General features: G+C 65.9%; 23 protein-coding genes. 10 read left to right on the top strand and 13 right to left on the bottom strand.

Features of this window, described 5'->3' with window-relative positions; all coding sequences use genetic code 11:
• Window positions 1–18: 18 nt before the first annotated feature.
• Complete coding sequence (locus KO490_RS12870) at window positions 19–1,473, top strand: TrkH family potassium uptake protein (RefSeq protein WP_216019816.1); 1,455 nt, start codon at window positions 19–21, stop codon at window positions 1,471–1,473.
• Here KO490_RS12870 and KO490_RS12865 read toward each other — a convergent pair whose 3' ends face one another.
• Complete coding sequence (locus KO490_RS12865; RefSeq protein ID WP_252727167.1) at window positions 1,474–2,730, bottom strand: peptidoglycan-binding domain-containing protein; 1,257 nt, start codon at window positions 2,728–2,730, stop codon at window positions 1,474–1,476.
• A gap of 116 nt (window positions 2,731–2,846) precedes the next feature.
• On the opposite strand from KO490_RS12865, the gene KO490_RS12860 reads away from it, so the two are divergent.
• From KO490_RS12860 to glyS, 3 genes are read left to right on the top strand one after another with little or no spacing between them, the layout of a single operon-like run.
• The gene (locus KO490_RS12860) at window positions 2,847–3,767 is read left to right on the top strand and encodes a glycine--tRNA ligase subunit alpha (protein ID WP_216019815.1); all 921 of its coding nucleotides are present in this window, start codon (window positions 2,847–2,849) and stop codon (window positions 3,765–3,767) included.
• On the top strand, window positions 3,764–4,231 hold the full coding sequence (locus KO490_RS12855; protein WP_216019814.1) for a DUF6446 family protein: 468 nt from the start codon (window positions 3,764–3,766) through the stop codon (window positions 4,229–4,231). Before KO490_RS12860 ends, KO490_RS12855 begins: the two co-directional genes overlap by 4 nt.
• Window positions 4,231–6,456, top strand: a complete 2,226-nt coding sequence (gene glyS / locus KO490_RS12850; protein WP_216019813.1) for a glycine--tRNA ligase subunit beta — start codon at window positions 4,231–4,233, stop codon at window positions 6,454–6,456. Before KO490_RS12855 ends, glyS begins: the two co-directional genes overlap by 1 nt.
• A gap of 133 nt (window positions 6,457–6,589) precedes the next feature.
• On the opposite strand, the gene KO490_RS12845 is transcribed toward glyS, so the two are convergent.
• The 12 genes from KO490_RS12845 to KO490_RS12790 form a co-directional block, all read right to left on the bottom strand.
• A complete protein-coding gene (locus KO490_RS12845) occupies window positions 6,590–7,369 on the bottom strand; it encodes a succinate dehydrogenase iron-sulfur subunit (protein ID WP_216019812.1) in 780 nt (259 codons plus the stop codon).
• A gap of 12 nt (window positions 7,370–7,381) precedes the next feature.
• Window positions 7,382–8,200, bottom strand: coding sequence for a hypothetical protein (locus KO490_RS12840; protein ID WP_216019811.1), 819 nt, complete (start codon window positions 8,198–8,200; stop codon window positions 7,382–7,384).
• 3 nt (window positions 8,201–8,203) lie between these two features.
• Window positions 8,204–8,515, bottom strand: coding sequence for a hypothetical protein (locus KO490_RS12835; RefSeq protein ID WP_216019810.1), 312 nt, complete (start codon window positions 8,513–8,515; stop codon window positions 8,204–8,206).
• Between the two features lie 7 nt (window positions 8,516–8,522).
• A complete protein-coding gene (locus KO490_RS12830) occupies window positions 8,523–8,894 on the bottom strand; it encodes a hypothetical protein (RefSeq protein WP_252727166.1) in 372 nt (123 codons plus the stop codon).
• Window positions 8,894–10,696 carry a succinate dehydrogenase flavoprotein subunit gene (gene sdhA, locus KO490_RS12825; protein ID WP_216019809.1) on the bottom strand — a complete coding sequence of 601 codons (1,803 nt, stop codon included), beginning with the start codon at window positions 10,694–10,696 and terminating at the stop codon, window positions 8,894–8,896. The genes KO490_RS12830 and sdhA overlap by 1 nt, the downstream gene beginning before the upstream one ends.
• Window positions 10,697–10,703: 7 nt before the next feature.
• Window positions 10,704–11,090: a succinate dehydrogenase, hydrophobic membrane anchor protein gene (locus KO490_RS12820; protein ID WP_216019808.1), complete on the bottom strand. Its 387-nt coding sequence runs from the start codon at window positions 11,088–11,090 to the stop codon at window positions 10,704–10,706.
• Window positions 11,091–11,102: 12 nt separating this feature from the next.
• Window positions 11,103–11,495 (bottom strand): succinate dehydrogenase, cytochrome b556 subunit, encoded by a 393-nt coding sequence (sdhC, locus tag KO490_RS12815; protein WP_216019807.1) that lies wholly within the window; start codon window positions 11,493–11,495, stop codon window positions 11,103–11,105.
• Window positions 11,496–11,728: 233 nt separating this feature from the next.
• Window positions 11,729–12,763, bottom strand: a complete 1,035-nt coding sequence (locus KO490_RS12810; RefSeq protein ID WP_216019806.1) for a MaoC family dehydratase — start codon at window positions 12,761–12,763, stop codon at window positions 11,729–11,731.
• The gene (locus tag KO490_RS12805; protein ID WP_216019805.1) at window positions 12,760–12,966 is read right to left on the bottom strand and encodes a DUF1737 domain-containing protein; all 207 of its coding nucleotides are present in this window, start codon (window positions 12,964–12,966) and stop codon (window positions 12,760–12,762) included. The genes KO490_RS12810 and KO490_RS12805 overlap by 4 nt, the downstream gene beginning before the upstream one ends.
• Window position 12,967: 1 nt before the next feature.
• On the bottom strand, window positions 12,968–13,519 hold the full coding sequence (locus tag KO490_RS12800; RefSeq protein WP_216019804.1) for an NnrU family protein: 552 nt from the start codon (window positions 13,517–13,519) through the stop codon (window positions 12,968–12,970).
• Between the two features lie 42 nt (window positions 13,520–13,561).
• Window positions 13,562–14,404: a CoA ester lyase gene (locus KO490_RS12795; RefSeq protein WP_216019803.1), complete on the bottom strand. Its 843-nt coding sequence runs from the start codon at window positions 14,402–14,404 to the stop codon at window positions 13,562–13,564.
• 83 nt (window positions 14,405–14,487) lie between these two features.
• Window positions 14,488–15,237 carry a sulfite exporter TauE/SafE family protein gene (locus KO490_RS12790; protein WP_371822353.1) on the bottom strand — a complete coding sequence of 250 codons (750 nt, stop codon included), beginning with the start codon at window positions 15,235–15,237 and terminating at the stop codon, window positions 14,488–14,490.
• Window positions 15,238–15,373: 136 nt separating this feature from the next.
• On the opposite strand from KO490_RS12790, the gene mdh reads away from it, so the two are divergent.
• The 6 genes from mdh to odhB all read left to right on the top strand — a co-directional run bounded on the left by mdh (window position 15,374) and on the right by odhB (window position 23,716).
• Complete coding sequence (gene mdh / locus KO490_RS12785) at window positions 15,374–16,336, top strand: malate dehydrogenase (protein ID WP_216019802.1); 963 nt, start codon at window positions 15,374–15,376, stop codon at window positions 16,334–16,336.
• 243 nt (window positions 16,337–16,579) lie between these two features.
• Entirely contained in the window at window positions 16,580–17,773 is a 1,194-nt protein-coding gene (gene sucC / locus KO490_RS12780; protein ID WP_216019801.1) for an ADP-forming succinate--CoA ligase subunit beta, read from the top strand.
• A gap of 80 nt (window positions 17,774–17,853) precedes the next feature.
• Complete coding sequence (sucD, locus tag KO490_RS12775; RefSeq protein ID WP_216019800.1) at window positions 17,854–18,738, top strand: succinate--CoA ligase subunit alpha; 885 nt, start codon at window positions 17,854–17,856, stop codon at window positions 18,736–18,738.
• Window positions 18,739–18,829: 91 nt separating this feature from the next.
• Complete coding sequence (locus KO490_RS12770; RefSeq protein WP_216019799.1) at window positions 18,830–19,198, top strand: hypothetical protein; 369 nt, start codon at window positions 18,830–18,832, stop codon at window positions 19,196–19,198.
• A 33-nt stretch (window positions 19,199–19,231) separates the two neighbouring features.
• Window positions 19,232–22,201, top strand: coding sequence for a 2-oxoglutarate dehydrogenase E1 component (locus tag KO490_RS12765; protein ID WP_216019798.1), 2,970 nt, complete (start codon window positions 19,232–19,234; stop codon window positions 22,199–22,201).
• A 3-nt stretch (window positions 22,202–22,204) separates the two neighbouring features.
• Window positions 22,205–23,716 carry a 2-oxoglutarate dehydrogenase complex dihydrolipoyllysine-residue succinyltransferase gene (gene odhB / locus KO490_RS12760; protein ID WP_216019797.1) on the top strand — a complete coding sequence of 504 codons (1,512 nt, stop codon included), beginning with the start codon at window positions 22,205–22,207 and terminating at the stop codon, window positions 23,714–23,716.
• The last annotated feature ends 55 nt before the right edge of the window (window positions 23,717–23,771 follow it).

Below are 23,771 nucleotides of genomic sequence, written 5' to 3'. Positions count from 1 at the left end.
GCGCGGCAATCAGGGTGGATGATCGACATGCGCCCGGTTGCCCACCCGATTGGAAAGATCGTTTTTGCCTTGGGCGCCTTCATGCTGGCCCCGATGACGGTCGATCTGTGGCATGGCGATCCGCATTGGATGGTCTTCCTCGAATGCGCGTCGATCACGATCGTGACAGGGCTGCTGCTGGTCATCGCCAATCGCGACGAACGCAAGCGCGCGCTGACGATCCAGCAGGCGTTCCTGCTGACCTCCGGGCTGTGGATCGCGCTGCCCATCTTCGGGGCGCTGCCCTTCATCCTGGGCGCGCCGCATGTCTCCGTGACCGATGCCTTCTTCGAGGCGATGTCGGGCGTGACGACCACGGGCACCACGGCATTCCCCGCGCTGGACGACCTGCCCAAGGGCACGCATCTGTGGCGGGCGCTGCTGCAATGGATGGGGGGCCTCGGGATCGTCGTGGTCGCGATGGTCTTTTTGCCCGTCATGAAGGTCGGCGGCATGCAGTTCTTCCGGTCCGAGGGTTTCGACACCCTGGGCAAGATCCTGCCCCGCGCCGGAGAGATCGCGGCCGAGATGACCATCATCTATGTCGTGATGACCGTCGCCTGCACGATCACCTACATGGTGCTGGGCATGTCGGGCTTCGATGCGGTGGTCCATGCGCTGACGACATGTTCGACGGGGGGCTTCTCGAATTACGATGCCAGCTTCGGGGCCTATCTGGGGGCGCCGGAATGGGCGGCCTCGGTCTTCATGGTGCTTGCATCGGTGCCCTTCATCCGGCTTGTGCAGGCGATGCGCGGGAATGGCGGGCCGCTGATCCACGACCGGCAGGTGCATACCTATCTGAAGCTGATCTTCTCGGTCTGCGGGATCATCCTGATTTACCGGCTGATCTGGCTGGAACAGGATGTCGTCTTTTCCGAGGCCGTCCGGGAAACGGTGTTCAACACCATCTCGACCTTCTCGGGGACGGGCTTCGCATCGACCGACATGACGACCTGGGGGCATCTGCCCTTCGCGCTGCTGATCATCGTGGGGCTGATCGGGGGCTGCACGGGATCGACGGGCTGTTCGGTCAAGGTCTTCCGCTACGAGGTGCTGTTCCAGGCCGTGCGCGCCCAGATCCGCCGGATGCATTCGCCGCACAGGCTCTATCCGCTGCGCTATGCGGGGCATCCGCTGGACAAGGGCGTCGTCGATTCGGTGATGGCCTTCTTCACGCTGTTCATGCTGACCTTCGGCCTGCTGATCGTGGGGCTGGCGCTGACGGGGCTGCACCCTCGCACCGCGCTGACCGCCGCATGGACGGCCATCGCGAATGTCGGCCCCGCCTGGGGCCCGGAGATCACGCCCAACGGATCCATCGTCGAATTTCCGACGGCGGCGAAATGGCTGATGATCACCGGCATGTATCTGGGCCGGCTCGAGCTGGTCTCGGTCCTCGTGCTGCTGCTGCCGCGCTTCTGGCGGCCCTGATCAGGGCAGCGTCGCGCCGGGCGCGTCGTTCCGGGCGGGCGCATGACGCGTCAGGCTGCCGGACATCTCGGCCTCGATCCGCGCCTGGCCCTGGGCGTCCGATGCGGGCCAGATCAGCACCCAGCCCTCTGCACGGCCATCCTGCACGCGGCCCTCGGCCACGCCGATATGGGCATCGTTCGCGCCCTTCAGGCGGACCGAGCCGCTGGCCACCTCGCGTTCGGGGTTCGGCACCCAGCCAAGCGCGGTCACGAGGCCCGCGAGGTCCAGAAGCTCCTGCTGGCCGCCCTTCTGACTGAACAGGATCAGCGCCGCGCCCGACCCGTCCTTCGGCCCCCAGATCGACAGCGCGCGTTCCGCCCGGTCGAATTGCAGCGCGGATTGCGGCGCGATCACCGACAGGCCCGTCACCTCGTCGCGCAGTTCCGACAGGCCCAGTTCGTCGCGCCATGCCTGACGCCGTTCGGCCAGCGCGCCGATCGCGGTGCCGGGATCGGTCGAGGCGCGGTTGCCGGCGATCTCGGCCCGGATGGCGGCCTGCGTGCGCGGGCCGTCCTGCCCGTCGATCGCGCCGTCGTAATGGCCCGCCCATGCCAAAAGCTGCTGCACCTCGGCCAGGGGCGGCAACGGCCTGGGGGTGCCCGGCGCGGGCAGATCGGGCGCGTCGCCCGCCTCGACCGCCTCGGCCAGTGCATCCTGCGGGATGATCGCGGCGGATGCGGGCCAGATCTCGGCGCGGGTCAGGACCGACAGCCAAGCCTCGGCCGCGGCGGGCGCCACCGGCCCGAGCGTCACGGCAAAGCCGCCCTCGGCCAGCGCATGAATGCCCGCGCCGGGGAATTCGTCGCGAAACTGCGCCAGCGCTTCACGCGCGGCGGCTTCGTCATCGCTGCGGGCAAGGGTCACGAAGACATCGGGCGGCGGCGCGATCCGGGTGGGTTCGGCATCGCCCACCGGCACCAGGACCATCCCCGGCGAAGGCACGCTGACGAAGCTGTCGCCCGGGATTGCGCCCGCGGCCTTCAGTTCGGCCAGCCGCGCATCGGCATCCGCGCGATCCAGCGGGCCGATGCCGATGCCTGTCCAGCCATTGCCCAGATCCAGCGTGACGACGTCCTCCAGCGTCTCGGCCCATGCACCGGCGGCGATGCCTGCCTCCTCGGCGCCGCGCTTGGCCTCGATGCGGATCACGGCCTCTTCGGCCGCCGCCGCAAGGGGCATCAGGGTCGCCAGTAGGATCGTTGCCATTTGCCGCATGTGCCGCCTCCTTCGTCGCCGCGTCTGCGCGGTCGTTGCCGGGCCTTTATTGACCCTGTTCCGTCACGCGCCTAGAAGGCGCCAAGCACTGCCGATCTATGCAAAAGGATGGCCCGATGACCAGCCCCAACCGACCCCGCAGTTTTCAGGAGATCATCCTGCGCTTGCAGAATTACTGGGCGGGCCAGGGCTGCGCCGTCCTGCAGCCCTATGACATGGAGGTGGGCGCGGGCACCTTCCACCCGGCGACCACGCTTCGTGCCTTGGGCAGCCGGTCCTGGGCCGCGGCCTATGTCCAGCCGTCGCGCCGTCCGACCGACGGGCGCTACGGGGAAAACCCGAACCGCCTGCAGCATTACTATCAGTATCAGGTCATCATCAAACCCAGCCCCCCGAACCTGCAAGAGCTGTATCTGGGCAGCCTGCGCGCGATCGGCCTGGACCCGATGGTCCACGATGTCCGCTTCGTGGAAGACGACTGGGAATCCCCCACCCTGGGTGCCTGGGGCCTTGGATGGGAAGTCTGGTGCGACGGCATGGAGGTCAGCCAGTTCACCTATTTCCAGCAGGTCGGCGGGCATGACTGCAAGCCCGTCTCGGGCGAGCTGACCTATGGGCTGGAGCGTCTGGCCATGTATGTGCTGGGCGTCGAACATGTCATGGACATGCCCTTTAACGACCCGGACAGCCCCACGCCCCTGTCCTATGGCGACATCTTCCGCCAGACCGAGCAGGAATATTCGCGCTGGAACTTCGACCAGGCCGATACCGAGATGCTGTTCCAGCACTTCAAGGATGCCGAGGCCGAATGCGCCCGCATCCTGGCCGCCGCCGAAACGGACGGCGCGGGTCGTCGCATCCCGATGGCGCATCCCGCCTATGACCAGGCGATCAAGGCCAGCCACCTGTTCAACCTGCTGGATGCGCGCGGCGTGATCTCGGTCACGGAACGCCAGGCCTATATCGGTCGGGTGCGCGCGCTGTCCAAGGGCTGTGCCGACCTGTTCCTGACCACCGAGGCCGCGGGGGCCGCATGAACGGCAAGCCCGTCGTCCTGACCCTGGTGCTGGCCACGGCGATTGCCGGTGGCGGCATGTGGTATGCGCAGGAATACGGATATTACGACCGCATCGACCCCTCTGCCGGGTCGATCGCGGTGGACACGCCGCAGGGCAGTGTCGATCTGGACCTGATCGGGTTCGAGGGGATCGACGCCGACAGTTCCCCCCTGCGCTGGCGTGCCTGCGCCCGGGCCGAGAACCTGCCCGCCGATGCTGCCCCTTATCCCGACGCGACGCCCCTGATCGGGCCGCGCTGGTTCGACTGCTTCGACGCCCGGGAAATCGGGCGCGACCTTGAACGCGGCGCCGCGCGCGCCATCCTTGCCAAGGCCGAGATCCACAGCGACGTGGACCGCGTGCTGGCCGTCTATCCCGACGGGCGCGTGTTCGGCTGGCACCAATACAACGACAAGACCCCGGAACGCGGAGTGATGGACTGATGCCCGACCTGCTGATCGAGCTTTTCTCGGAAGAAATCCCCGCACGGATGCAGACCCGCGCGCGCGAGGACCTCAAGCGTCTCGTGACCGACGGGCTGGTCGAGGCGGGCCTGACCTATGCCAGCGCGGGTGCCTTCAGCACGCCGCGCCGCCTGGTCCTGACCATCGAGGGCCTGACCGCCCACAGCCCCACCACGCGCGAGGAACGCAAGGGCCCCCGCACCGACGCCCCCGAAAAGGCGCTGGAAGGCTTCCTACGTTCGACCGGCCTGACCCGCGACCAGCTGGAGGCCCGCGACGACAAGAAGGGCCAGGTCTGGTTCGCGACCATCACCCATGAGGGCCGCCCCGCCGCCGATATCGTGGCCGAGGTGCTCGATGCCGCGATCCGCAACTTCCCCTGGCCGAAATCCATGCGTTGGGGCGCGGGATCGCTGCGTTGGGTGCGCCCGCTGCATTCGATCCTGTGCATCCTGTCCGACGAATCCGGCGCGTCCGTCGTGGATCTGGACGTGGACGGCATCAAGGCCGGCGACACGACACGCGGCCACCGCTTCATGGCCCCCGACGCATTCACCGTTACCGGCTTCGAGGATTACGCCGCCAAGCTGCGCCGCGCCTTCGTCATGCTGGACACCGATGAACGCGCATCCGAGATCCGCCAGCAGGCCGACAACCTGGCCTTCGCGCGCGGCTGGGAAATCGTCGCCGACGAGGGGCTTCTGGCCGAGGTCGCGGGCCTTGTCGAATGGCCCGTGCCGCTGATGGGCGTAATCGAGGATCGCTTCCTCGACCTGCCGCCCGAAGTGCTGCAGACCTCGATGAAGGAACACCAGAAGTTCTTCTCGGCCCGCAACCCCAAGACCGGCCGGATCGAGGGCTTCGTGACCGTGGCCAACATCGTGACGCCCGATGACGGGGCAACGATCCTTGCGGGCAACCAGCGCGTTCTGGCCGCCCGCCTGTCTGATGCCGCCTTCTTCTGGGAAAACGACCTGCGAGAGGCGAAATCCGGCATGGAGACCTGGGCCGAGGGCCTGAAATCCGTGACCTTCCAGAGCAAGCTGGGCAGCCAGGCCGACCGCATCGCCCGCATCGCCGCCCTGTCGCGCGAAATCGCGCCGCTGGTCGGTGCCGACCCCGATCAGGCGGAACTTGCCGCCCGTCTGGCCAAGCTGGACCTGCGTTCGGCCATGGTGGGCGAATTCCCCGAGCTTCAGGGCACGATGGGCCGCTACTATGCGCTGCAGGCGGGCCATGACGCCGCCGTCGCGGATGCGGCGCGCGACCACTACTCGCCCCTCGGGCCATCCGACGCGGTGCCGACCGCGCCCGTCTCGGTCGCCGTCGCGCTGGCCGACAAGCTGGACACGCTGACCGGCTTCTGGGCCATCGACGAGAAGCCGACGGGTTCCAAGGACCCCTTCGCGCTCCGCCGTGCGGCCTTGGGGGTGATCCGGTTGGCAACTTCAACAACCGTGAGAATGTCGCTCGCGACAATCACTCCGAAGCATTTTTCTAGACTGTTTTCGCAACTCCAAGAGCTTGGCTTCGCTCAAATAGTAAAGGGCACCGAGGATCTACCCGAGGATATTGCCGCCGAGGCCAAAACACGCCTTGAGGCAAGAATGGTGCCTGAAGACCCCGATACCGGAGCCCAAGGGCTAGGGAAGCATGAGGCTCGGGCGGCCCAAATTACCTCCGACCTGATCTCCTTCCTCCACGACCGCCTGAAGGTCTACCTGCGCGACCAGGGCATCCGCCACGACATCATCGACGCCGTTCTCGCGCAGGACGGCAATGACGACCTGGTGCAGGTCGTGAACCGTGCCACCGCGCTGAACGACATGATGGCGACCGAGAACGGCCAGAACCTGACCCAGGGCCTCAAACGTGCGGGCAACATCCTGGCCCAGGCCGAGGAGAAGGACGGCGTCGAATACAGCTTCGGCGCCGACCCGAAATTCGCGGATACCGACGCCGAACGCTCGCTGTTCGCAGCACTGGACACTGCCGATCCCGCGATCCGCAAGGCGATGGCCTCCGAGGATTTCCCTGCCGCCATGCAGGCCATCGCGGGCCTTCGCGCCCCGATCGACGCCTTCTTCGAGGCCGTGCAGGTCAATACCGACAACCAGATCCTGCGGCGCAACCGCCTGAACCTGCTGTCACGCATCCGCGACGCCGGGCGGCAAATCGCCGACTTCACGCGGATCGAGGGCTGAGAAACAGCCGCCTGCACCCAAGCGAAAGGGGCCGGAGAAATCTCCGGCCCCTTCTTCATTTTCGCAATCGCAGCCTTCCCGCACCGGTCAGGGGGGTCCGGGGGGCCAGCCCCCCGGCCGCCGCGGGACGCAATCAGACCGAGCGTTCGACCATCATGTGCTTGATCGAGGCGATCGCCTTCGCGGGGTTCAGACCCTTCGGGCAGGTATTCGTGCAGTTCATGATCGTGTGGCAGCGATACAGCTTGAAGGGATCCTCCAGCTCGTCCAGACGCTCGCCCGTGGCCTCGTCGCGGCTGTCGATGATCCAGCGATACGCGTGCAGCAGCGCAGCCGGCCCCAGATAGCGATCGCCGTTCCACCAGTAGGACGGGCACGCGGTCGAACAGGACGCGCACATGATGCATTCATACAGGCCGTCCAGCTTCTTGCGATCCTCGATGGACTGCTTCCATTCTTTCGCGGGCGTCGGCGATTTCGTCTGCAGATACGGGTTCACCGAGGCGTGCTGGGCATAGAAATGCGTCAGGTCGGGGATCAGGTCCTTGACCACCGGCATGTGCGGCAGCGGATAGATGTTGATGTCGCCCTTCACCTCGTCGATGCCGAAGATGCAGGCCAGCTTGTTGCCGCCATCGATGGTCATGGCGCAGGACCCGCAGATCCCCTCGCGGCAGGACCGGCGGAAGGACAGGGTCGGGTCGATCTCGTTCTTGATCTTGATCAGGGCGTCCAGCATCATCGGACCGCATTTGTCGACATCGACGAAATAGGTGTCCAGACGCGGGTTCTCGCCCGTATTCGGGTCCCAACGATAAATCTTGAACTTGCGGATATTGGTCGCGCCCTCGGGCTTGGGCCAGGTCTTGCCGACCGTGATTTTGCTGTTCTTTGGCAGGGTGAACTGGACCATTGGGTGCTCCTTTCAGAGAGTGCCTTCGGACGGCGCATCGGCCGTGAATAGATGTTGCTTGCGCGCGACGAGTTCTGCGACACGGTCGCGGGCATGGGGGTTCAGATCCAGCCGGTTCAGCTGGCGCAGGAATTCCGTGGCATTGGGGTTCAGCCGCTCCATCGCGCGAACCTCCAGGTCGGGAAGGGCATCGACGACATGCTGCGGCAGCCCCGCGATCGTCAGCAGGCGCCGTGCGATGTCGGGGCATTCCTCGACCTGCAGTCGGGTCACGCGATCCTCGCCCACGGCATTGGCGATCCGGCGCTGCAGGTTGGGCCAATCCGGCAGATCGGCGGTCGCGGCGCGGAAATCGTCCCAGCTGCCGTCGTAACCGTCGGTCCGAACCGCCTGCGCCCAGACCGAGGGCAGCCAGTCGTCCATCGCCCGCGATGAAAAGACGTAGCAAGGCCGAAAGCCCCTGCCCTGCGCGACCTTGTCCAACTGTTTCAGAAGGCGCGGCAGCACCGGATAGAGCCCGGTCTCACCGCCATTGCCGGGCATTGCACCGGCAAGGTTCTCGTGGCTGATCAGCACCGGCTGATGGCCTTCGGGGATCGTGTCCAGAACGTCGTCCAGCGCCGCGACCAGCGCCTCGCGCAGGTCCTTGCCGGGGGCCAGGCTGTATGCCACGGCCGCACGGCCCAAAGGGCGCATCGGCGTGCCCTCTTCGGGGGTGCGGATGATCACGCGATCCGCAATCCGCGGCGCAGCCTGTTCCAGGAAGCGCTGCACCGAAGTGGTGCCCGTCTTCTGGACGCCGATATGGAATATGAGGGGGCGGTCGGTCATGCCCTAGCCCCGCCAACCCGGCTGATCCTGCAGCGCGCGTTCGGGCATCTGCCCGGAACGGCGGCGGACGCAGCGGTCGAAGACCGCGGACGGGTCGCGCCCCATCAGGTAATCGCTGCCGATCTCCAGCTCGACCCGGCCGAAGCCGTGGGTCCCGCCGGAACCGGACGCCGCACCGACGGCCACGCTGCCACGCGGCCGTTGGGCAAGTTCTGCATCACGCAGGCACACCCGTTCGGCCTGATCCACCGGGATCGGACCGCAAGAGGCCAGCACCGCGAAGGGTGCCAGCCACAGGGCGTTGCGCTGCGCCATGACCATGTCAGGCCGAGCGCGCCACGGAGGCGATGCACTGCGTCGTCGCCGGACGCGACACGATCGCGGCCACGCTGTCGGCGGTGCTGCTGCCCGCGCTCGACATCTGGGCGATGTCGATCAGTTCGGCGGTGGTGGCGTTCTGCATCACGCAATTGGTGTAGGGCGTGGTGTCCGAACCGGCCAGGCGCGACTGCATTTCCGTGTTCACGGCATTGCGGGCCAGCTGGCGCGAAGCCTCGTCCAGCTGCGTGGGCGTGGTCGGCGCAGTCGTGGTGGGTGCCGACGGCACCGTGGGCCCGGCAGTCGGCACGGGGGCCACACAACCGGCCAGCGCGACCGCGGAAACTGCCAAGGCGGCGTAAATCTTCATGCGCATCAGTAAACCCTTTTCTTCGGAGCGATCTTTTGCAGGTCGATCCCGCCCTCTTGCTGAGTGGTCAGCGGATCCATGTGGACAGGCCGATAGTCGAGTTTAACCTTGTTCCCCTCGACCCATGCAAGCGAGTGCTTGCGCCAGGTGGCGTCATCCCGCTCGGGCCAATCCTCGTGCGCATGGGCGCCGCGGCTTTCCTTGCGGGCCTCGGCGGCGACGATGGTGGCCATCGCGTTCGGCATGAGGTTGGTCAGCTCCAGCGTTTCCATCAGGTCGGTGTTCCAGATCAGACCGCGATCGGTGACCTTGATGTCGTCCATCGCCCCGGCGATCTCGGTCATCTTCTCGACGCCCTCGGCCAGGGTCTTGTCGGTGCGGAACACGGCCGCGTCGGCCTGCATGGTGCGCTGCATCTTGTCGCGCAGCTCGGCGGTCGAGGTGCCGCCCGTGGCGTTGCGCAGCGTGTCGAAGCGGTCCAGCGCCCGGTCCACCTCGGCCTGGTTAGTCGAGGGGATGGCCCCTTCGCGGTCGATGACCTGACCGGCGCGGATGGCGGCCGCACGGCCGAAGACCACAAGGTCGATCAGGCTGTTCGAACCCAGGCGGTTCGCGCCATGGACCGATGCGCAACCGGCCTCGCCCACGGCCATCAGGCCCGGGAAGACGGCGTCCGGCGTATCGGCGGTCGGTGCCAGCACCTCGCCCCAGTAGTTCGTCGGAATGCCGCCCATGTTGTAGTGAACGGTCGGCAGGACCGGGATCGGTTCGCGCGTGACATCCACGCCCGCAAAGATCTTGGCCGATTCCGAGATGCCCGGCAGACGCTCGTGCAGGGTTTCCGGCGGCAGGTGCATCAGGTTGAGGAAGATGTGATCCTTGTCGTCGCCGACGCCGCGACCCTCGCGGATCTCCATGGTCATGCAGCGGCTGACGACGTCGCGGCTGGCCAGGTCCTTGTAGGTCGGTGCGTAACGCTCCATGAAGCGCTCGCCTTCGGAGTTGGTCAGGTATCCACCCTCGCCGCGCGCGCCTTCGGTGATCAGGCAGCCCGAGCCGTAGATGCCGGTCGGGTGGAACTGCACGAATTCCATGTCCTGCAGCGGCAGGCCCGCACGCGCCACCATCCCGCCGCCGTCGCCGGTGCAGGTATGGGCGCTGGTCGCGCTGAAATAGGCACGGCCGTAACCGCCGGTCGCCAGAACCACCATCTTCGCGTTGAAGACGTGCATGGTGCCGTCATCCAGCTTCCAGCACACCACGCCGGTGCAGCGACCGTCGGTGATGATCAGGTCCAGCGCGAAATACTCGATGAAGAATTCGGCGTTGTTCTTCAGCGACTGACCATACAGCGTGTGCAGGATGGCGTGGCCGGTGCGGTCGGCGGCGGCGCAGGTGCGCTGCACCGGGGGGCCTTCGCCGAATTCGGTGGTATGGCCGCCGAAGGGGCGCTGATAGATGCGGCCGTCCTCGGTCCGGCTGAAGGGCACGCCGTAATGTTCCAGCTCGTAGACGGCCTTGGGCGCCTCGCGCGCAAGGTATTCCATCGCGTCGGTATCGCCCAGCCAGTCCGACCCCTTGACGGTGTCGTACATGTGCCACTGCCAGTGGTCGGGGCCCATGTTCGACAGCGATGCGGCGATGCCGCCCTGGGCTGCCACGGTATGCGAGCGGGTCGGGAAGACCTTGCTCACGCAGGCCGTGCGCAGGCCCTGTTCGGCCATGCCGAGCGTGGCGCGAAGACCCGCGCCGCCCGCGCCCACCACGACGACATCGTAATCATGCGTATGCGTTTCGTAGGAAGCCATGTCGTCCTCAGATCGCGGGGGTGGTGAAGGCCATCTTCGCCAGCGCGAAGACGGCGGCGGCGATGACGCCCCACCCGAAGATGTTCGCGGCAACGATCGCAAGCTTGTTCACGTTGCCATAGAGATAGTCGTCCAGCATGATCCGGGTGCCCTTGATGAAGTGCACCATGCCGACGATGATGAAGAGCGCGGTGATGACGCCCGGGAACGGACGGCCGAAATGGACCATCAGTTCCTCGCGCGGCAGGCCGATGCCCGCGCCCACGGCGATCAGGAACAGCGGCGTCAGGATGATCAGCGCATAGCTGCTGACCGTCATCTGCCAGTGGTGATGCGTGCCGGACCGTGCCGAGCCCAGGCCCTGGGCCGCCTTGCGGGGGGTGATGTAGCGCATGAAACCCTCGCCTCAGCTGATGAAGAAGATGATGAGGCTCAGCAGCGTCAGCGCGACCGAACCGATGATGATGGCCCAGGACGCCTTCTCGGCCTCGTGGATCTCGAGGCCCATGCCGGCGTCGTAGAACAGGTGCCGGATGCCCGCCAGCGCGTGGAACCACAGCGCCCAGGTCGAGGCCGTCAGGATCAGGAAGCCCAGCCAGGACCGCACGACCCAGTCCGCGGCGGCGAAGGCGCCCGGCCCGCTGACGGCGGCGACCAGCCACCATGCCAGCAGCACGACGCCCGCGACAAGCGCATGGCCGGTGATCCGCGTCAGGATCGAGGTGACGGCCGCGATGGGCAGCCTGTAGACCTGAAGATGGGGGGAAAGCGGCCGGTTACCCCGGTTCACGTCGGCCATGGCGGCCCTCCTTTGTCGGTTCAGCATGTCCCGCAAGGTCGTCCCGGTAAGGCAGGGGCTGGCCGGGCGGGCTGGCATTTGCCGTATCTCTATGGGGAACTTATTCCACCTGTCACCGGAAGTTTCCAGCCCGCGCGCCGAAATGCCGCGGAAAAGTTGGTTTGTGATCACGCGAAACCACCGCGTGATCACAGATTTCCCGGCCATTGCCGGAGGTTAGCGCAAACCCCGCATCATTCGGGCATCAGCGCCCAGTAATCGAGGTCCAGAAGGATCTCGGGCAGGTACCTGCCCGCCTGGTCCCGCATCCGGAACCCGTCCACGGCCCCCTTGGTCGCCACCAGCCGCAGCCGGATCGCGCCGACGCCCGGCACATCCGTCTGCGCCTTGTCCAGCACCTCGGACCAGGCGCGGATGGTGTCGCCCGCAAAGCAGGGGTTCGCATGGGCACCCGCATTCAGCGCCACGATCATCTGCGCATTGGCCAGCCCGTTGAAGGACAGCGCGCGCGCCATGCTGATGACATGGCCGCCATAGACCAGCCGCTTGCCGTCCTCGCGATGGGTCGCGTCGAAATGCACCTTGGCGGTGTTCTGCCACAGACGCGTCGCCAGCATGTGCTCGGCCTCATCGACGGTGACGCCATCGACATGTTCGATCAGCTCACCCACCGAATAATCGGCCAGGCGGTGCGTTTCGCCGGACAGATCGGTGTTGTAGGCGTCGAAGCTCAGACCCTCCGGGACCACCAGATCCTGCGGGGCGACCGTTCCCGACAGGGTCGGCAGCATGGTCTCGGGGGCGGGGCTGTCCTCGTCGCGTTTGCGGACCATGACCCACCGGACATATTCCAGCACCGTCTGATCCTGCTGGTTCAACCCGCGCGTCCTGACCCAGACCACGCCGGATTTCCCGTTCGAGTTCTGCTTGAGGCCGATCACCTCGGATTCGGCGCGCAGCGTGTCGCCGGGCCAGACCGGCAGCAGCCAGCGCCCCTCGGCATAGCCCAGATTGGCGACCGCGTTCAGGCTGACATCCGGCACCGTCTTGCCAAAGACCGTGTGAAAGGCCAGCAGATCGTCCATCGGGCTGCCGTCCAACCCGCAAGAGATCGCGAATTCATCCGAGGAATAGATCGCATGCCGCGCCGGATAGAGCGCGTGGTAAAGCGCCCGCTCTCCCTCGGCCAGCGTGCGCGGCACGGTATGGCGGATCAGCTGGCCGATGGTGTAATCCTCGAAGAAGCGGCCGGGATTGGTCTTGGTCATTGCCGGCCCAGCTTCATGTCGGGGTGATATTCGTCCTCGATCTGCTTGGTGACGGCCTGTGCGCAGCGCATCACGCCACGGGCGCTGTCGAAGGCCATGCTGGGGCTGCCTTCCAGCACCCACCCCTTGGACAGCGCCTCGCTGACCTTGTGGCAGAAGGCCGAGGTGTCGTCATCGGTCAGCAGGCGATAGATCTTGGGCATGTCAGGACACTCCGAATGGCGAGGGGCCGACCAGCGCGTGGATCGTGCCGACGACCAGCATGACGATCACGGCACCGGCGGCGGCCATGATCTCTTTCTTGACGGGGAAGGGTCCGGTCGGCGGAACGTGATCGGACACGCGGTTGATCACCTGCATCTCGACCAGGGCCCAGATCAGCAGGCCGCCGAACAGGATGAACGAGGGGGTGTCGCCATTCACCAGCAGATGCGCGAGGGCCCACAGCACGAAGCCCCACAGCATCGGATGGCGCGTGTATTTCGTCACCCGCGTCTTCATCCCCGAAGCCGCGAACATGTAGAAGGCCAGCAGGACAAGCAGGTTGTTGATGCCCACGGTCGCCGGGGCCGGTCCCCAGAAGAACGCGCCGACCGCCATCTTGTAGCCGATCGTCATCAGCACGATCGACAGGACCAGCGCGATCGCGACGCCCCCCTTGCCGGGATCGCCCAGTTTCGCACGGGTCTCGGGTGCCGCCCGCTTGAACAGATGCGCGGCCCACCACAGGGCCACGCCGAGGATCAGGATCAGCATCTGGCTTCCTTTCGCTGAATGCGTTCGCGCTGCAGACTGCCCCTATTCCGCCATCGCCGCAATCGCCTGCGCCCGATCCAGCGTCCTGCGCGCGGTCTCGACATGCAGGTTCTCAACAATGCGGCCATCGACGACCGCGACCCCCTGCCCGGCGGCCTGCGCCTGGTCGAATGCCTCGATCTGGCGGCGGGCCAGGTCGATCTCGGGCTGGGTCGGGGCAAAGACCTCGTTCGCGACGGCCAGCTGGGCGGGGTGGATCAACGTCTTGCCGTCAAAGCCCATGTCGCGGCCCTGCTCGCATTCGACGCGCAGGCCGTCCTCGTCCCTGAAGGCGTTGAACACCCCGTCCACGATCACCCGGTCATGCGCGCGGGCCGCCAGCAGGCACAGGCCCAGCCCCGCCATCATCGGCAGGCGGTCGGGCCGGAACCGGCTGCCGATATCCTTGGCCAGATCGTTGGTGCCCATCACCATTCCCTGCAACCGGGGATGGGCGGCGATGGCCTGCGCGTTCAGCATCCCCGCCGGGGTTTCCATCATCGCCCAGAGAGGCGTTTCGGGCAGCAGTTCGGCCACGGCGTCCAGATCGGCAGGCCCGTCCACCTTGGGGATCAGCACCGCATCCACGACCATCCCCGCACAGGCCATCGCATCCGCCCTGCCCCATTCGGTCGTCAACGCATTGATGCGCAGGATCCGGGCGCGCGGGCCGTAATCCTGGCTCAGCGCCTGTGCCAGCCCGTCGCGCGCGGGCTGCTTCTGATCGGGGGCGACCGCATCCTCGAGGTCGAAGATGATCGCATCGGCGGCAAGCCCCCGCGCCTTTTCCATCGCCCGTGCATTGGCCGCGGGAATATAAAGAACCGACCGATAGGGACGCGCCATGAATTCCTCCTCGCAACAATATTGCCGAAATCTGCATGCTTAGGTCATGTTTGGCAAGCGTGGAATTGCCGCAACGCAGAAATTCAGGCCAGCCCCTGCCAGATCAGCCGCAGCGATATCAGCAGCAGCCCCCATGTGATCAGCTTGTAGAACAGCGCCTGCGGGATGATGCGAACGATGCGCAGCCCGACCCAGACCGCGACTAGCGAGGCGGGCATGAGCACCGCCGCGGTCCCCAGATTCGGCGCCGAAAGCTGGCCCAGCATCGCGTAGGGCAAGAGCTTGATCCAGTTGCCGATGGCGAAGAACCAGGTCGAGGTGCCGGCGAAGATCAGCGGCGGCATCCGCAGCGGCTGCGCATAGACCTGCCACAGCGGCGCGCCCGAATGGCTGAGGAAACTGGTATAGCCCGCAAGCCCGCCCCAGAACGTCCCCTTGGACAGGCGCGGCCGCTGCGGCTGTGCGTCCAGCTGCGGACGCAGCAGCGCGTTCAGCGCGAAGCACAGCCCGATCAGCCCGACGATCAGCGTGACGCCCCAGACCGGCACGATGCTCGAGGTGGCCCAGCCGAACGCGATCCCCCCGATCGCGCCGGGCAGCGCCTTCTTCAGCACCTCGGTATCGAAACTGCCGCGAAAGGCGATCAGCCCGCCGATATCCGACACGACATAGACCGGCAGCATGACCCCCGCCGCCTGGATGGGCGACATGACCAGCGACAGCAGCGGGACCGAGATGATTCCCACCATCGACAGCCCGCCCTTGGCCAATCCGACCGCCGATGCGGCGATCACCGCCAGGATCCAGCCCCCCGTTCCCAGATCCAGAAGCATGCAATTCCCCCTTGCAGATGCTGCAATGGATGGCGCGGACGCCCCCCGAAGGCAAGCCGGACGAGCCGAGACTTGCGATTTCCCCTGCAACGGCTTAACCCGACTGCGACCAAGACCCATGTATCGGAGGTTACACATGGCCCGACCCAAGATCGCACTCATCGGTGCAGGGCAGATCGGCGGCACGCTCGCGCATCTGGCCGCGATGAAGGAACTGGGCGACGTCGTCCTGTTCGACATCGCCGAAGGCACCCCGCAGGGCAAGGCTCTCGACATCGCGGAATCCGGCCCCTCCGAAGGGTTCGACGCCGCGCTGAAGGGCACCAACGACTATGCCGACATCGCAGGTGCCGATGTCTGCATCGTGACCGCCGGCGTCCCGCGCAAGCCGGGCATGAGCCGCGACGACCTGCTGGGCATCAACCTCAAGGTCATGAAATCGGTCGGCGAAGGCATCGCCACCCACGCCCCGAACGCCTTCGTGATCTGCATCACGAACCCGCTGGACGCGATGGTCTGGGCCCTGCAGAAGTTCAGCGGCCTGCCCGCGAACAAGGTCTGCGGCATGGCCGGCGTGCTGGATTCGGCCCGCTTCCGTCACTTCCTGTCGCTGGAATTCGGCGTCTCGATGAAGGACGTCACCGCCTTCGTGCTGGGCGGCCACGGCGACACCATGGTTCCGCTGACCCGCTATTCGACCGTCGGTGGCATCCCGCTGCCCGACCTGGTCAAGATGGGCTGGACCACGCAGGAGAAGCTGGACGCCATCGTGCAGCGCACCCGTGACGGCGGCGCCGAGATCGTCGGCCTGCTGAAGACCGGCAGCGCCTTCTATGCCCCCGCGACCAGCGCGATCGAGATGGCCGAGGCCTATCTCAAGGACCAGAAGCGCGTCCTGCCCTGCGCGGCGAACGTGGACGGCGCCTACGGCCTCAAGGGCATGTATGTCGGCGTGCCGACCGTCATCGGTGCCAACGGCATCGAGCGCGTCATCGACATCAAGCTGGACAAGGACGAACAGGCGATGTTCGACAAATCCGTTGATGCGGTGAAGGGCCTTGTCGAGGCCTGCAAGGGCATCGATCAGTCGCTGGCATAAGCCCCGACCGACCGGAACGGGAAGACGGCGCGCCACCGGGCGCGCCGTTTTTCATTTGCGAACCACCCCGAGTCGGGCTGTTATCGCCATCGCCCCGGGTGTTCGTGATCACAGTATTTCCGGGTGTGATCACATTAAGCGACTTACTGCCGGTTTTACGGATTTTGCAGGGAAATCGTTTCATCTGTCCGTCACGATATGCGACAAGGCCCCAAATCTGTCGAACCGAATGAGGGGGTCGAGATGAACATCCACGAATATCAGGCCAAGGCGCTGCTGCGTCAGTACGGCGCGCCGGTCAGTGATGGCCGCATCGTCATGAAGGCCGACGAGGCCAAGACGGCTGCGGGCGAAATGGACGGCCCGCTCTGGGTGGTGAAGGCCCAGATCCACGCGGGCGGCCGCGGCAAGGGCAGCTTCAAGGAAGCGGAAGCCGGCGAAAAGGGCGGTGTCCGCCTGGCGAAATCGGTCGAGGAAGCTGAAGAGCTGACCCGCCAGATGCTGGGCCGCACGCTGGTCACGCATCAGACCGGCCCCGCGGGCAAGCAGGTCAACCGCATCTATATCGAAGACGGTTCGGACATCGAGACCGAGCTGTACCTGGCCCTGCTGGTCGACCGCGTCACCAGCCGCGTCAGCTTCGTCGCCTCGACCGAGGGCGGCATGGACATCGAGGAAGTCGCAGCCTCGACCCCGGAAAAGATCGTCAGCTTCAGCGTCGATCCGGCCTCGGGCCTGTCGGACTTCCACGGTCGCCGCGTGGCCTTCGCCCTGGGCCTGAAGGGCCAGCAGGTGAAGCAGTGCGTCGCGCTGGTCCGCAACCTGTATCGCATGTTCATCGAGAAGGACATGGAGATGCTGGAGATCAACCCGCTGATCGTCACGACCGAGGGCAACCTCAAGTGCCTGGACGCGAAGATGGGCTTCGACAACAACGCGCTCTATCGCCAGGCCGACATCCTCGCCCTGCGCGACGAGACCGAGGAGGACAGCAAGGAGCTGGCCGCCTCTAAGTTCGACCTGAACTACATCGCGCTGGACGGCGAGATCGGCTGCATGGTGAACGGCGCGGGCCTGGCCATGGCGACCATGGACATCATCAAGCTGTTCGGCGCCGAGCCGGCCAACTTCCTGGATGTCGGCGGCGGCGCGACCAAGGAGAAGGTCACCGAGGCCTTCAAGATCATCACCAGCGACCAGAACGTAAAAGGCATCCTGGTCAACATCTTCGGCGGCATCATGCGCTGCGACATCATCGCGGAAGGCATCATCGCCGCCGTGAAGGAAGTCGGCCTGCAGGTTCCGCTGGTCGTCCGTCTGGAAGGCACCAATGTCGATCTGGGCAAGGAGATCATCGCGGGCAGCGGCCTGAACGTGATCGCCGCCGACAACCTGTCAGATGCTGCCGAGAAGATCGTGAAGGCCGTCAAGGGCTGAGCAGCAGGCTGCGCCCCGGTGGCGCAGCTTCCTCTGGAACATTCGGTGCGCATCCGCGCATCTCACGTAAGGAGGCCATGATGGCCGTTCTCGTTGACAAGAATACCAAAGTCATCTGCCAGGGCCTGACCGGCTCGCAGGGCACCTTCCACACCGAACAGGCGATCGCCTATGGCACGCAGATGGTCGGCGGCGTCACGCCGGGCAAGGGCGGGTCCGAGCACCTGAACCTGCCCGTGTTCGATTCCGTCCACGAGGCCGTGGCGAAGACCGGTGCGAACGCATCCGCGATCTATGTCCCGCCCCCGTTCGCCGCGGATTCGATCCTGGAAGCCATCGACGCAGAGGTCCCGCTGATCGTCTGCATCACCGAAGGCATCCCGGTCCTGGACATGATGCGCGTCAAGCGCGCCCTGATCAATTCGAAGTCGCGCCTGATCGGGCCGAACTGCCCGGGCATCATGACGCCCGACGAATGCAAGATCGGCATCATGCCGGGCTCGATCTTCAAGCGCGGCAGCGTCGGCGTCGTGTCGCGTTCGGGCACCCTGACCTATGAGGCCGTCAAGCAGACGACCGATGTGGGCCTGGGCCAGTCCAGCGCCGTGGGCATCGGTGGCGACCCGATCAAGGGCATGGAGCATATCGACGTGCTGCAGATGTTCCTGGACGACCCCGAGACCGAGTCGATCATCATGATCGGCGAGATCGGCGGTTCGGCCGAGGAGGAAGCGGCAGAGTTCTTGGCCGAGCAGAAGCGCAAGGGCAACTGGAAGCCGACCGCCGGCTTCATCGCGGGCCGCACGGCACCTCCGGGTCGCCGCATGGGTCACGCCGGTGCCATCGTTTCGGGCGGCAAGGGCGACGCGGAATCGAAGATCGAGGCCATGAAGAAGGCCGGTGTCGTCGTTGCCGACAGCCCCGCAGGTCTGGGCGAAGCCGTTCTGAAGGCCATCAAGGGCTGATGATTTGACAGCCCGTCCCCCCGAACTAAGTTGGGGGGACGGTTCACTTCCCGAAGGACGCATCGTGCAACCACAGGACCACCAGCCGGCAATGCCGCAGCCAGCCAGGGCACGCGCCCTGCCCGGTCGTGCCACGCCCTGGTCCCTTCTGGCGATGCTGACGCTGGCCGCCTGCGGCGAGCGCATGACCACCGACATCCTGCCCGGCGGCATTCCCGCGCGGACCAACCTGCACGAGGCCAGCGGACTTCCCGCGGAATCGGTCAGGACCGTGTCGCGTCGCGATTACGGCTGGCGGGTGATCTACCAGCCCTCGGCGGCACCCGCGGATGCGGAAAGCCGTGCGGCCATGGCGCTTTGCGGGCTTGAACGCCGTTCACCCATGCGCATCGTCCAGCAGCCCCGGCTCGACCCCACTGCCGATCCCGGCGCACGTATCTTCGACATCCACTGCGCCTGACCCTTTTTTTCGCCCTGACATGGGGACCAACCGATGACCGACCAGCCAAAGAACTCCGATTTCCATGACTCCTCGTTCCTGCAGGGCGCAAATGCCGCCTATGTGGAACAGCTCTATGGCCAGTGGGCCAAGGACCCGGCGGCGGTCGATCAGGCATGGGATGCCTTCTTCCGCGATCTGGGCGATGCCCAATCCGACGCCACCCGCGAGGCCGAGGGTGCAAGCTGGGCGCGCGCCGACTGGCCGCCCATGCCGATGGACGAACTGACCTCGGCGCTGACGGGCGAATGGCCCGCCGCGACCGCCAAGGCGGAAGCCGGCGCCGCTGCCAAGAAGATCGCCCAGAAGGCCGAGGAAAAGGGCGTGACCCTGTCCGAGGCGCAGGTCCGCCAGGCCGTTCTGGACAGCATCCGCGCGCTGATGCTGATCCGCGCCTATCGGATCCGCGGCCACCTGCATGCCGATCTGGACCCGCTCGGGCTGCGCCAGGCCCCCGATCACGGCGAACTGAAGCCCGAGACCTATGGCTTCGGCCCCGGCGACATGGATCGCCCGATCTTCATCGACAACGTGCTGGGTCTCGAGGTCGCGTCGATCCGTCAGATCAACGACCTGATGCAGCGCACCTATTGCGGCACCTTCGCGCTGCAATACATGCACATCTCGAACCCCGAGGAAGCCGCTTGGCTGAAAGAGCGGATCGAGGGCTACGGCAAGGAGATCCAGTTCACCCAGAACGGTCGCCGCGCCATCCTGAACAAGCTGGTCGAGGCCGAGGGCTTCGAGAAGTTCCTGCATGTGAAATACATGGGCACCAAGCGCTTCGGCCTTGACGGCGGCGAGGCGCTGATCCCCGCGATGGAGCAGATCATCAAGCGCGGCGGTGCGCTTGGCGTGAAGGAGATCGTGTTCGGCATGCCGCATCGCGGTCGCCTGTCGGTGCTTGCCAACGTGCTCTCCAAACCCTATCGCGCGATCTTCAACGAATTCCAGGGCGGCAGCTTCAAGCCCGAGGACGTGGACGGTTCGGGCGACGTGAAGTACCACCTCGGCGCCAGCTCGGACCGCGAGTTCGACGGCAACACGGTGCACCTGTCGCTGACCGCGAACCCCAGCCACCTCGAGGCCGTGAACCCGGTCGTGCTGGGCAAGGCCCGCGCGAAAAGCGACCAGCTGGGCGACCGCAAGGACCGCACCTCGGTCCTGCCGATCCTGCTGCATGGCGACGCGGCATTCGCGGGCCAAGGTGTCGTTGCCGAATGCCTGCAGCTGTCGGGCATCCGCGGCCACCGCACCGGCGGGACGATCCACATCGTGGTGAACAACCAGATCGGTTTCACCACCGCGCCGCATTTCAGCCGCACCTCGCCCTATCCGACCGATATCGCGCTGATGGTCGAGGCGCCGATCTTCCACGTGAACGGCGACGATCCCGAAGCCGTGGTCCATGCCGCCAAGGTCGCGACCGAGTTCCGCCAGAAGTTCCGCAAGGACGTGGTCATCGACATCTTCTGCTATCGCCGCTTCGGTCACAACGAAGGCGACGAGCCGATGTTCACCAACCCGGCGATGTATCACAGCATCAAGGGCCACAAGACCACGCTGCAGCTCTATACCGAGCGGCTGGTCAAGGACGGCCTGATCCCGGAAGGCGAGATCGAGGACATGAAGGCCTCGTTCCAGAACCACCTCTCGGACGAGTTCGAGGCCGGCAAGACCTTCAAGCCGAACAAGGCCGACTGGCTTGACGGCAAGTGGTCGGGCATGGCCCGCGAGGGGACCGAATACGTCCCCGGCGAGACCGGCATCGCCCCCGAGGTGATGAGCCGCGTGGGCACCGCGCTGACCACTGCGCCCGACACGCACAGCATGCACAAGACCGTCTCGCGCCTGCTGGAAGCCAAGAAGAAGATGTTCGAGACCGGCGAGGGCTTCGACTGGGCCACCGGCGAGGCCCTGGCGTTCGGTTCGCTGCTGACCGAAGGTCACGGCGTCCGCCTGGCAGGTCAGGACAGCACCCGCGGCACGTTCAGCCAGCGTCATTCGGCCTTCGTCGATCAGAAGACCGAGGAACGCTACTATCCGCTGAACAACATCGAGGACGGTCAGGCCCGCTACGAGGTCATCGACTCGATGCTGTCGGAATATGCGGTGCTGGGCTTCGAATACGGCTATTCGCTGGCCGAGCCCAACAGCCTGGTGATGTGGGAAGCCCAGTTCGGCGATTTCGCCAACGGCGCGCAGATCATGTTCGACCAGTTCATCTCCTCGGGCGAGAAGAAGTGGCTGCGCATGTCCGGTCTGGTCATGCTGCTGCCCCATGGCTTCGAGGGTCAGGGCCCCGAGCACAGCTCGGCCCGCCTGGAGCGCTTCCTGCAGGGTTGCGCCGAGGATAACTGGATCGTCGCGAACTGCACCACGCCCGCGAACTATTTCCACATCCTGCGCCGCCAGATCCATCGCGGCTTCCGCAAGCCGCTGGTCCTGATGACGCCGAAATCGCTGCTGCGTCATCCCATGGCCGTCAGCAAGGCCGAGGATTTCCAGTCGGGCAGCACCTTCCACCGCGTGCTGTGGGACGATGCCGAACGCGGCACCTCGCCCACGCAGCTGGTCGCGGACGACAAGATCAAGCGCGTCGTGGTCTGCTCGGGCAAGGTCTATTACGACCTGCTGAAGGCCCGCGACGAGGCTGGCATCACCGATGTCTATCTGCTGCGCCTGGAACAGTTCTATCCCTTCCCCGCCCAGGCGATGGTCAAGGAACTGGGTCGCTTCAAGCAGGCCGAGGTCGTCTGGTGCCAGGAAGAGCCCAAGAACCAGGGCGGCTGGACCTTCGTCGAGCCCTATCTGGAATGGGTTCTGGAACGCCTGGGATCGAAGCATGGCCGCGCGCGTTATGCCGGTCGCAATGCCGCCGCATCCGTCGCGACGGGTCTGGCCTCGCGCCACAAGGCTGAACAAGAGGCGCTGGTCGCCGAAGCCCTGAATCTGGAAGGATAACCGATGACCACCGAAGTCCGCGTGCCCGCCCTGGGCGAGTCCGTCACCGAGGCCACCATCGCCACCTGGTTCAAGAAGCCGGGTGACCGCGTCGAGGTCGACGAGATGCTGTGCGAGCTGGAGACCGACAAGGTCACCGTCGAGGTTCCCAGCCCCGCAGCAGGCACCCTGGCCGAAATCGTCGCCGCCGAAGGCGAGACGGTCGGCCCCGATGCCCTTCTGGCGCAGATCGACGAAGCGGGTGCGGGCGCAAGCCCCGCCCCCAAGGACAAGCCGGCCCAGCCCAAGGCCGATACCAAACCCGAGGAAGAAGAGAAGATGAGCGGCAAATCCGTTGACGTGATGGTCCCCTCGCTTGGCGAAAGCGTCAGCGAAGCCACCGTGGCAACCTGGTTCAAGAAGCCCGGCGACCGCGTCGAGGCCGACGAGATGCTGTGCGAGCTGGAGACCGACAAGGTCTCGGTCGAGGTTCCGAGCCCCGCCGCCGGCGTCCTGGCCGAGATCGTGGCCGAGGAAGGCGCGACCGTCGATGCCAAGGCCAAGCTTGCCGTCATCACCGAAGGCGGCAGCGGCGCGGCCCCGGCCAAGCAGTCGGACGCGCAGGAGACCGTGCTGGAAAACGCAGGCCCCGAGGAAATGAAGCCCCGCGATCCCGAGGATGCCCCTTCCGCCAAGAAGGCGATGGCCGAAAAGGGCATCGACCGCGACCAGGTGCAGGGTTCGGGCCGCGACGGCCGCGTGATGAAGGAAGACGTGGCCAAGGCCGGCAGCGCGCCGAAGGCCGCCCCCGCCGCGCCGAAATCCGTCGATGACAGCGCCCGCGAGGAACGCGTGAAGATGACGCGCCTGCGTCAGACCATCGCGCGCCGCCTGAAGGATGCGCAGAACACCGCCGCCATGCTGACGACCTACAACGAGGTCGACATGTCGGGCATCATGGGCCTGCGCAGCGAATACAAGGACGCCTTCGAGAAGAAGCACGGCGTCAAGCTGGGCTTCATGTCCTTCTTCGTGAAGGCCTGCTGCCACGCGCTGAAGGAAGTCCCCGAGGTCAATGCCGAGATCGACGGCACTGACGTGGTCTACAAGAACTATGTCAACATGGGCGTCGCCGTCGGCACGCCTTCGGGCCTGGTCGTTCCGGTCCTGCGCGATGCCGAGCAGAAGGGCTTTGCCGCGATCGAGAAAGAGATCGCCGAACTGGGCAAGAAGGGCCGCGACGGCAAGCTGTCCATGGCCGAGATGCAGGGCGGCACCTTCACCATCTCGAACGGCGGCGTCTACGGCTCGCTGATGTCCTCGCCCATCCTGAACCCCCCGCAGTCGGGCATCCTGGGCATGCACAAGATCCAGGAACGTCCGATGGTCGTCGGCGGTCAGATCGTCATCCGTCCGATGATGTATCTGGCGCTGTCCTACGACCACCGCATCGTCGACGGCAAGGGCGCCGTGACCTTCCTCGTGCGCGTCAAGGAAGCGCTGGAAGATCCCCGTCGCCTGCTGATGGATCTGTGATCCGGGATTGCCGCGCTTGACACGGGCGCGGCGATGACCCAGCCAAAGGAACGGG

It is taken from the genome of Paracoccus sp. C2R09 (assembly GCF_018860625.1).
In the GTDB taxonomy this organism is placed as follows: domain Bacteria; phylum Pseudomonadota; class Alphaproteobacteria; order Rhodobacterales; family Rhodobacteraceae; genus Paracoccus.
This window is presented reverse-complemented; position numbering and strand designations above follow the sequence as displayed.

Bases quoted from the DNA above. Each gene is read 5' to 3' on its own strand.
- sucD (WP_216019800.1), top strand. From the start codon at position 17,854: ATGGCCGTTCTCGTTGACAAGAATACCAAAGTCATCTGCCAGGGCCTG.
- KO490_RS12830 (WP_252727166.1), bottom strand. From the start codon at position 8,894: ATGCGCATGAAGATTTACGCCGCCTTGGCAGTTTCCGCGGTCGCGCTG.
- KO490_RS12790 (WP_371822353.1), bottom strand. From the start codon at position 15,237: ATGCTTCTGGATCTGGGAACGGGGGGCTGGATCCTGGCGGTGATCGCC.
- KO490_RS12795 (WP_216019803.1), bottom strand. From the start codon at position 14,404: ATGGCGCGTCCCTATCGGTCGGTTCTTTATATTCCCGCGGCCAATGCA.
- KO490_RS12860 (WP_216019815.1), top strand. From the start codon at position 2,847: ATGACCAGCCCCAACCGACCCCGCAGTTTTCAGGAGATCATCCTGCGC.
- KO490_RS12865 (WP_252727167.1), bottom strand. From the start codon at position 2,730: ATGCGGCAAATGGCAACGATCCTACTGGCGACCCTGATGCCCCTTGCG.
- sucC (WP_216019801.1), top strand. From the start codon at position 16,580: ATGAACATCCACGAATATCAGGCCAAGGCGCTGCTGCGTCAGTACGGC.
- KO490_RS12835 (WP_216019810.1), bottom strand. From the start codon at position 8,515: ATGGCGCAGCGCAACGCCCTGTGGCTGGCACCCTTCGCGGTGCTGGCC.
- KO490_RS12805 (WP_216019805.1), bottom strand. From the start codon at position 12,966: ATGCCCAAGATCTATCGCCTGCTGACCGATGACGACACCTCGGCCTTC.
- KO490_RS12870 (WP_216019816.1), top strand. From the start codon at position 19: ATGATCGACATGCGCCCGGTTGCCCACCCGATTGGAAAGATCGTTTTT.
- mdh (WP_216019802.1), top strand. From the start codon at position 15,374: ATGGCCCGACCCAAGATCGCACTCATCGGTGCAGGGCAGATCGGCGGC.
- KO490_RS12770 (WP_216019799.1), top strand. From the start codon at position 18,830: ATGCCGCAGCCAGCCAGGGCACGCGCCCTGCCCGGTCGTGCCACGCCC.
- KO490_RS12855 (WP_216019814.1), top strand. From the start codon at position 3,764: ATGAACGGCAAGCCCGTCGTCCTGACCCTGGTGCTGGCCACGGCGATT.
- odhB (WP_216019797.1), top strand. From the start codon at position 22,205: ATGACCACCGAAGTCCGCGTGCCCGCCCTGGGCGAGTCCGTCACCGAG.
- KO490_RS12810 (WP_216019806.1), bottom strand. From the start codon at position 12,763: ATGACCAAGACCAATCCCGGCCGCTTCTTCGAGGATTACACCATCGGC.
- KO490_RS12840 (WP_216019811.1), bottom strand. From the start codon at position 8,200: ATGACCGACCGCCCCCTCATATTCCATATCGGCGTCCAGAAGACGGGC.
- KO490_RS12765 (WP_216019798.1), top strand. From the start codon at position 19,232: ATGACCGACCAGCCAAAGAACTCCGATTTCCATGACTCCTCGTTCCTG.
- KO490_RS12820 (WP_216019808.1), bottom strand. From the start codon at position 11,090: ATGCGCTACATCACCCCCCGCAAGGCGGCCCAGGGCCTGGGCTCGGCA.
- KO490_RS12800 (WP_216019804.1), bottom strand. From the start codon at position 13,519: ATGCTGATCCTGATCCTCGGCGTGGCCCTGTGGTGGGCCGCGCATCTG.
- sdhA (WP_216019809.1), bottom strand. From the start codon at position 10,696: ATGGCTTCCTACGAAACGCATACGCATGATTACGATGTCGTCGTGGTG.
- KO490_RS12845 (WP_216019812.1), bottom strand. From the start codon at position 7,369: ATGGTCCAGTTCACCCTGCCAAAGAACAGCAAAATCACGGTCGGCAAG.
- glyS (WP_216019813.1), top strand. From the start codon at position 4,231: ATGCCCGACCTGCTGATCGAGCTTTTCTCGGAAGAAATCCCCGCACGG.
- sdhC (WP_216019807.1), bottom strand. From the start codon at position 11,495: ATGGCCGACGTGAACCGGGGTAACCGGCCGCTTTCCCCCCATCTTCAG.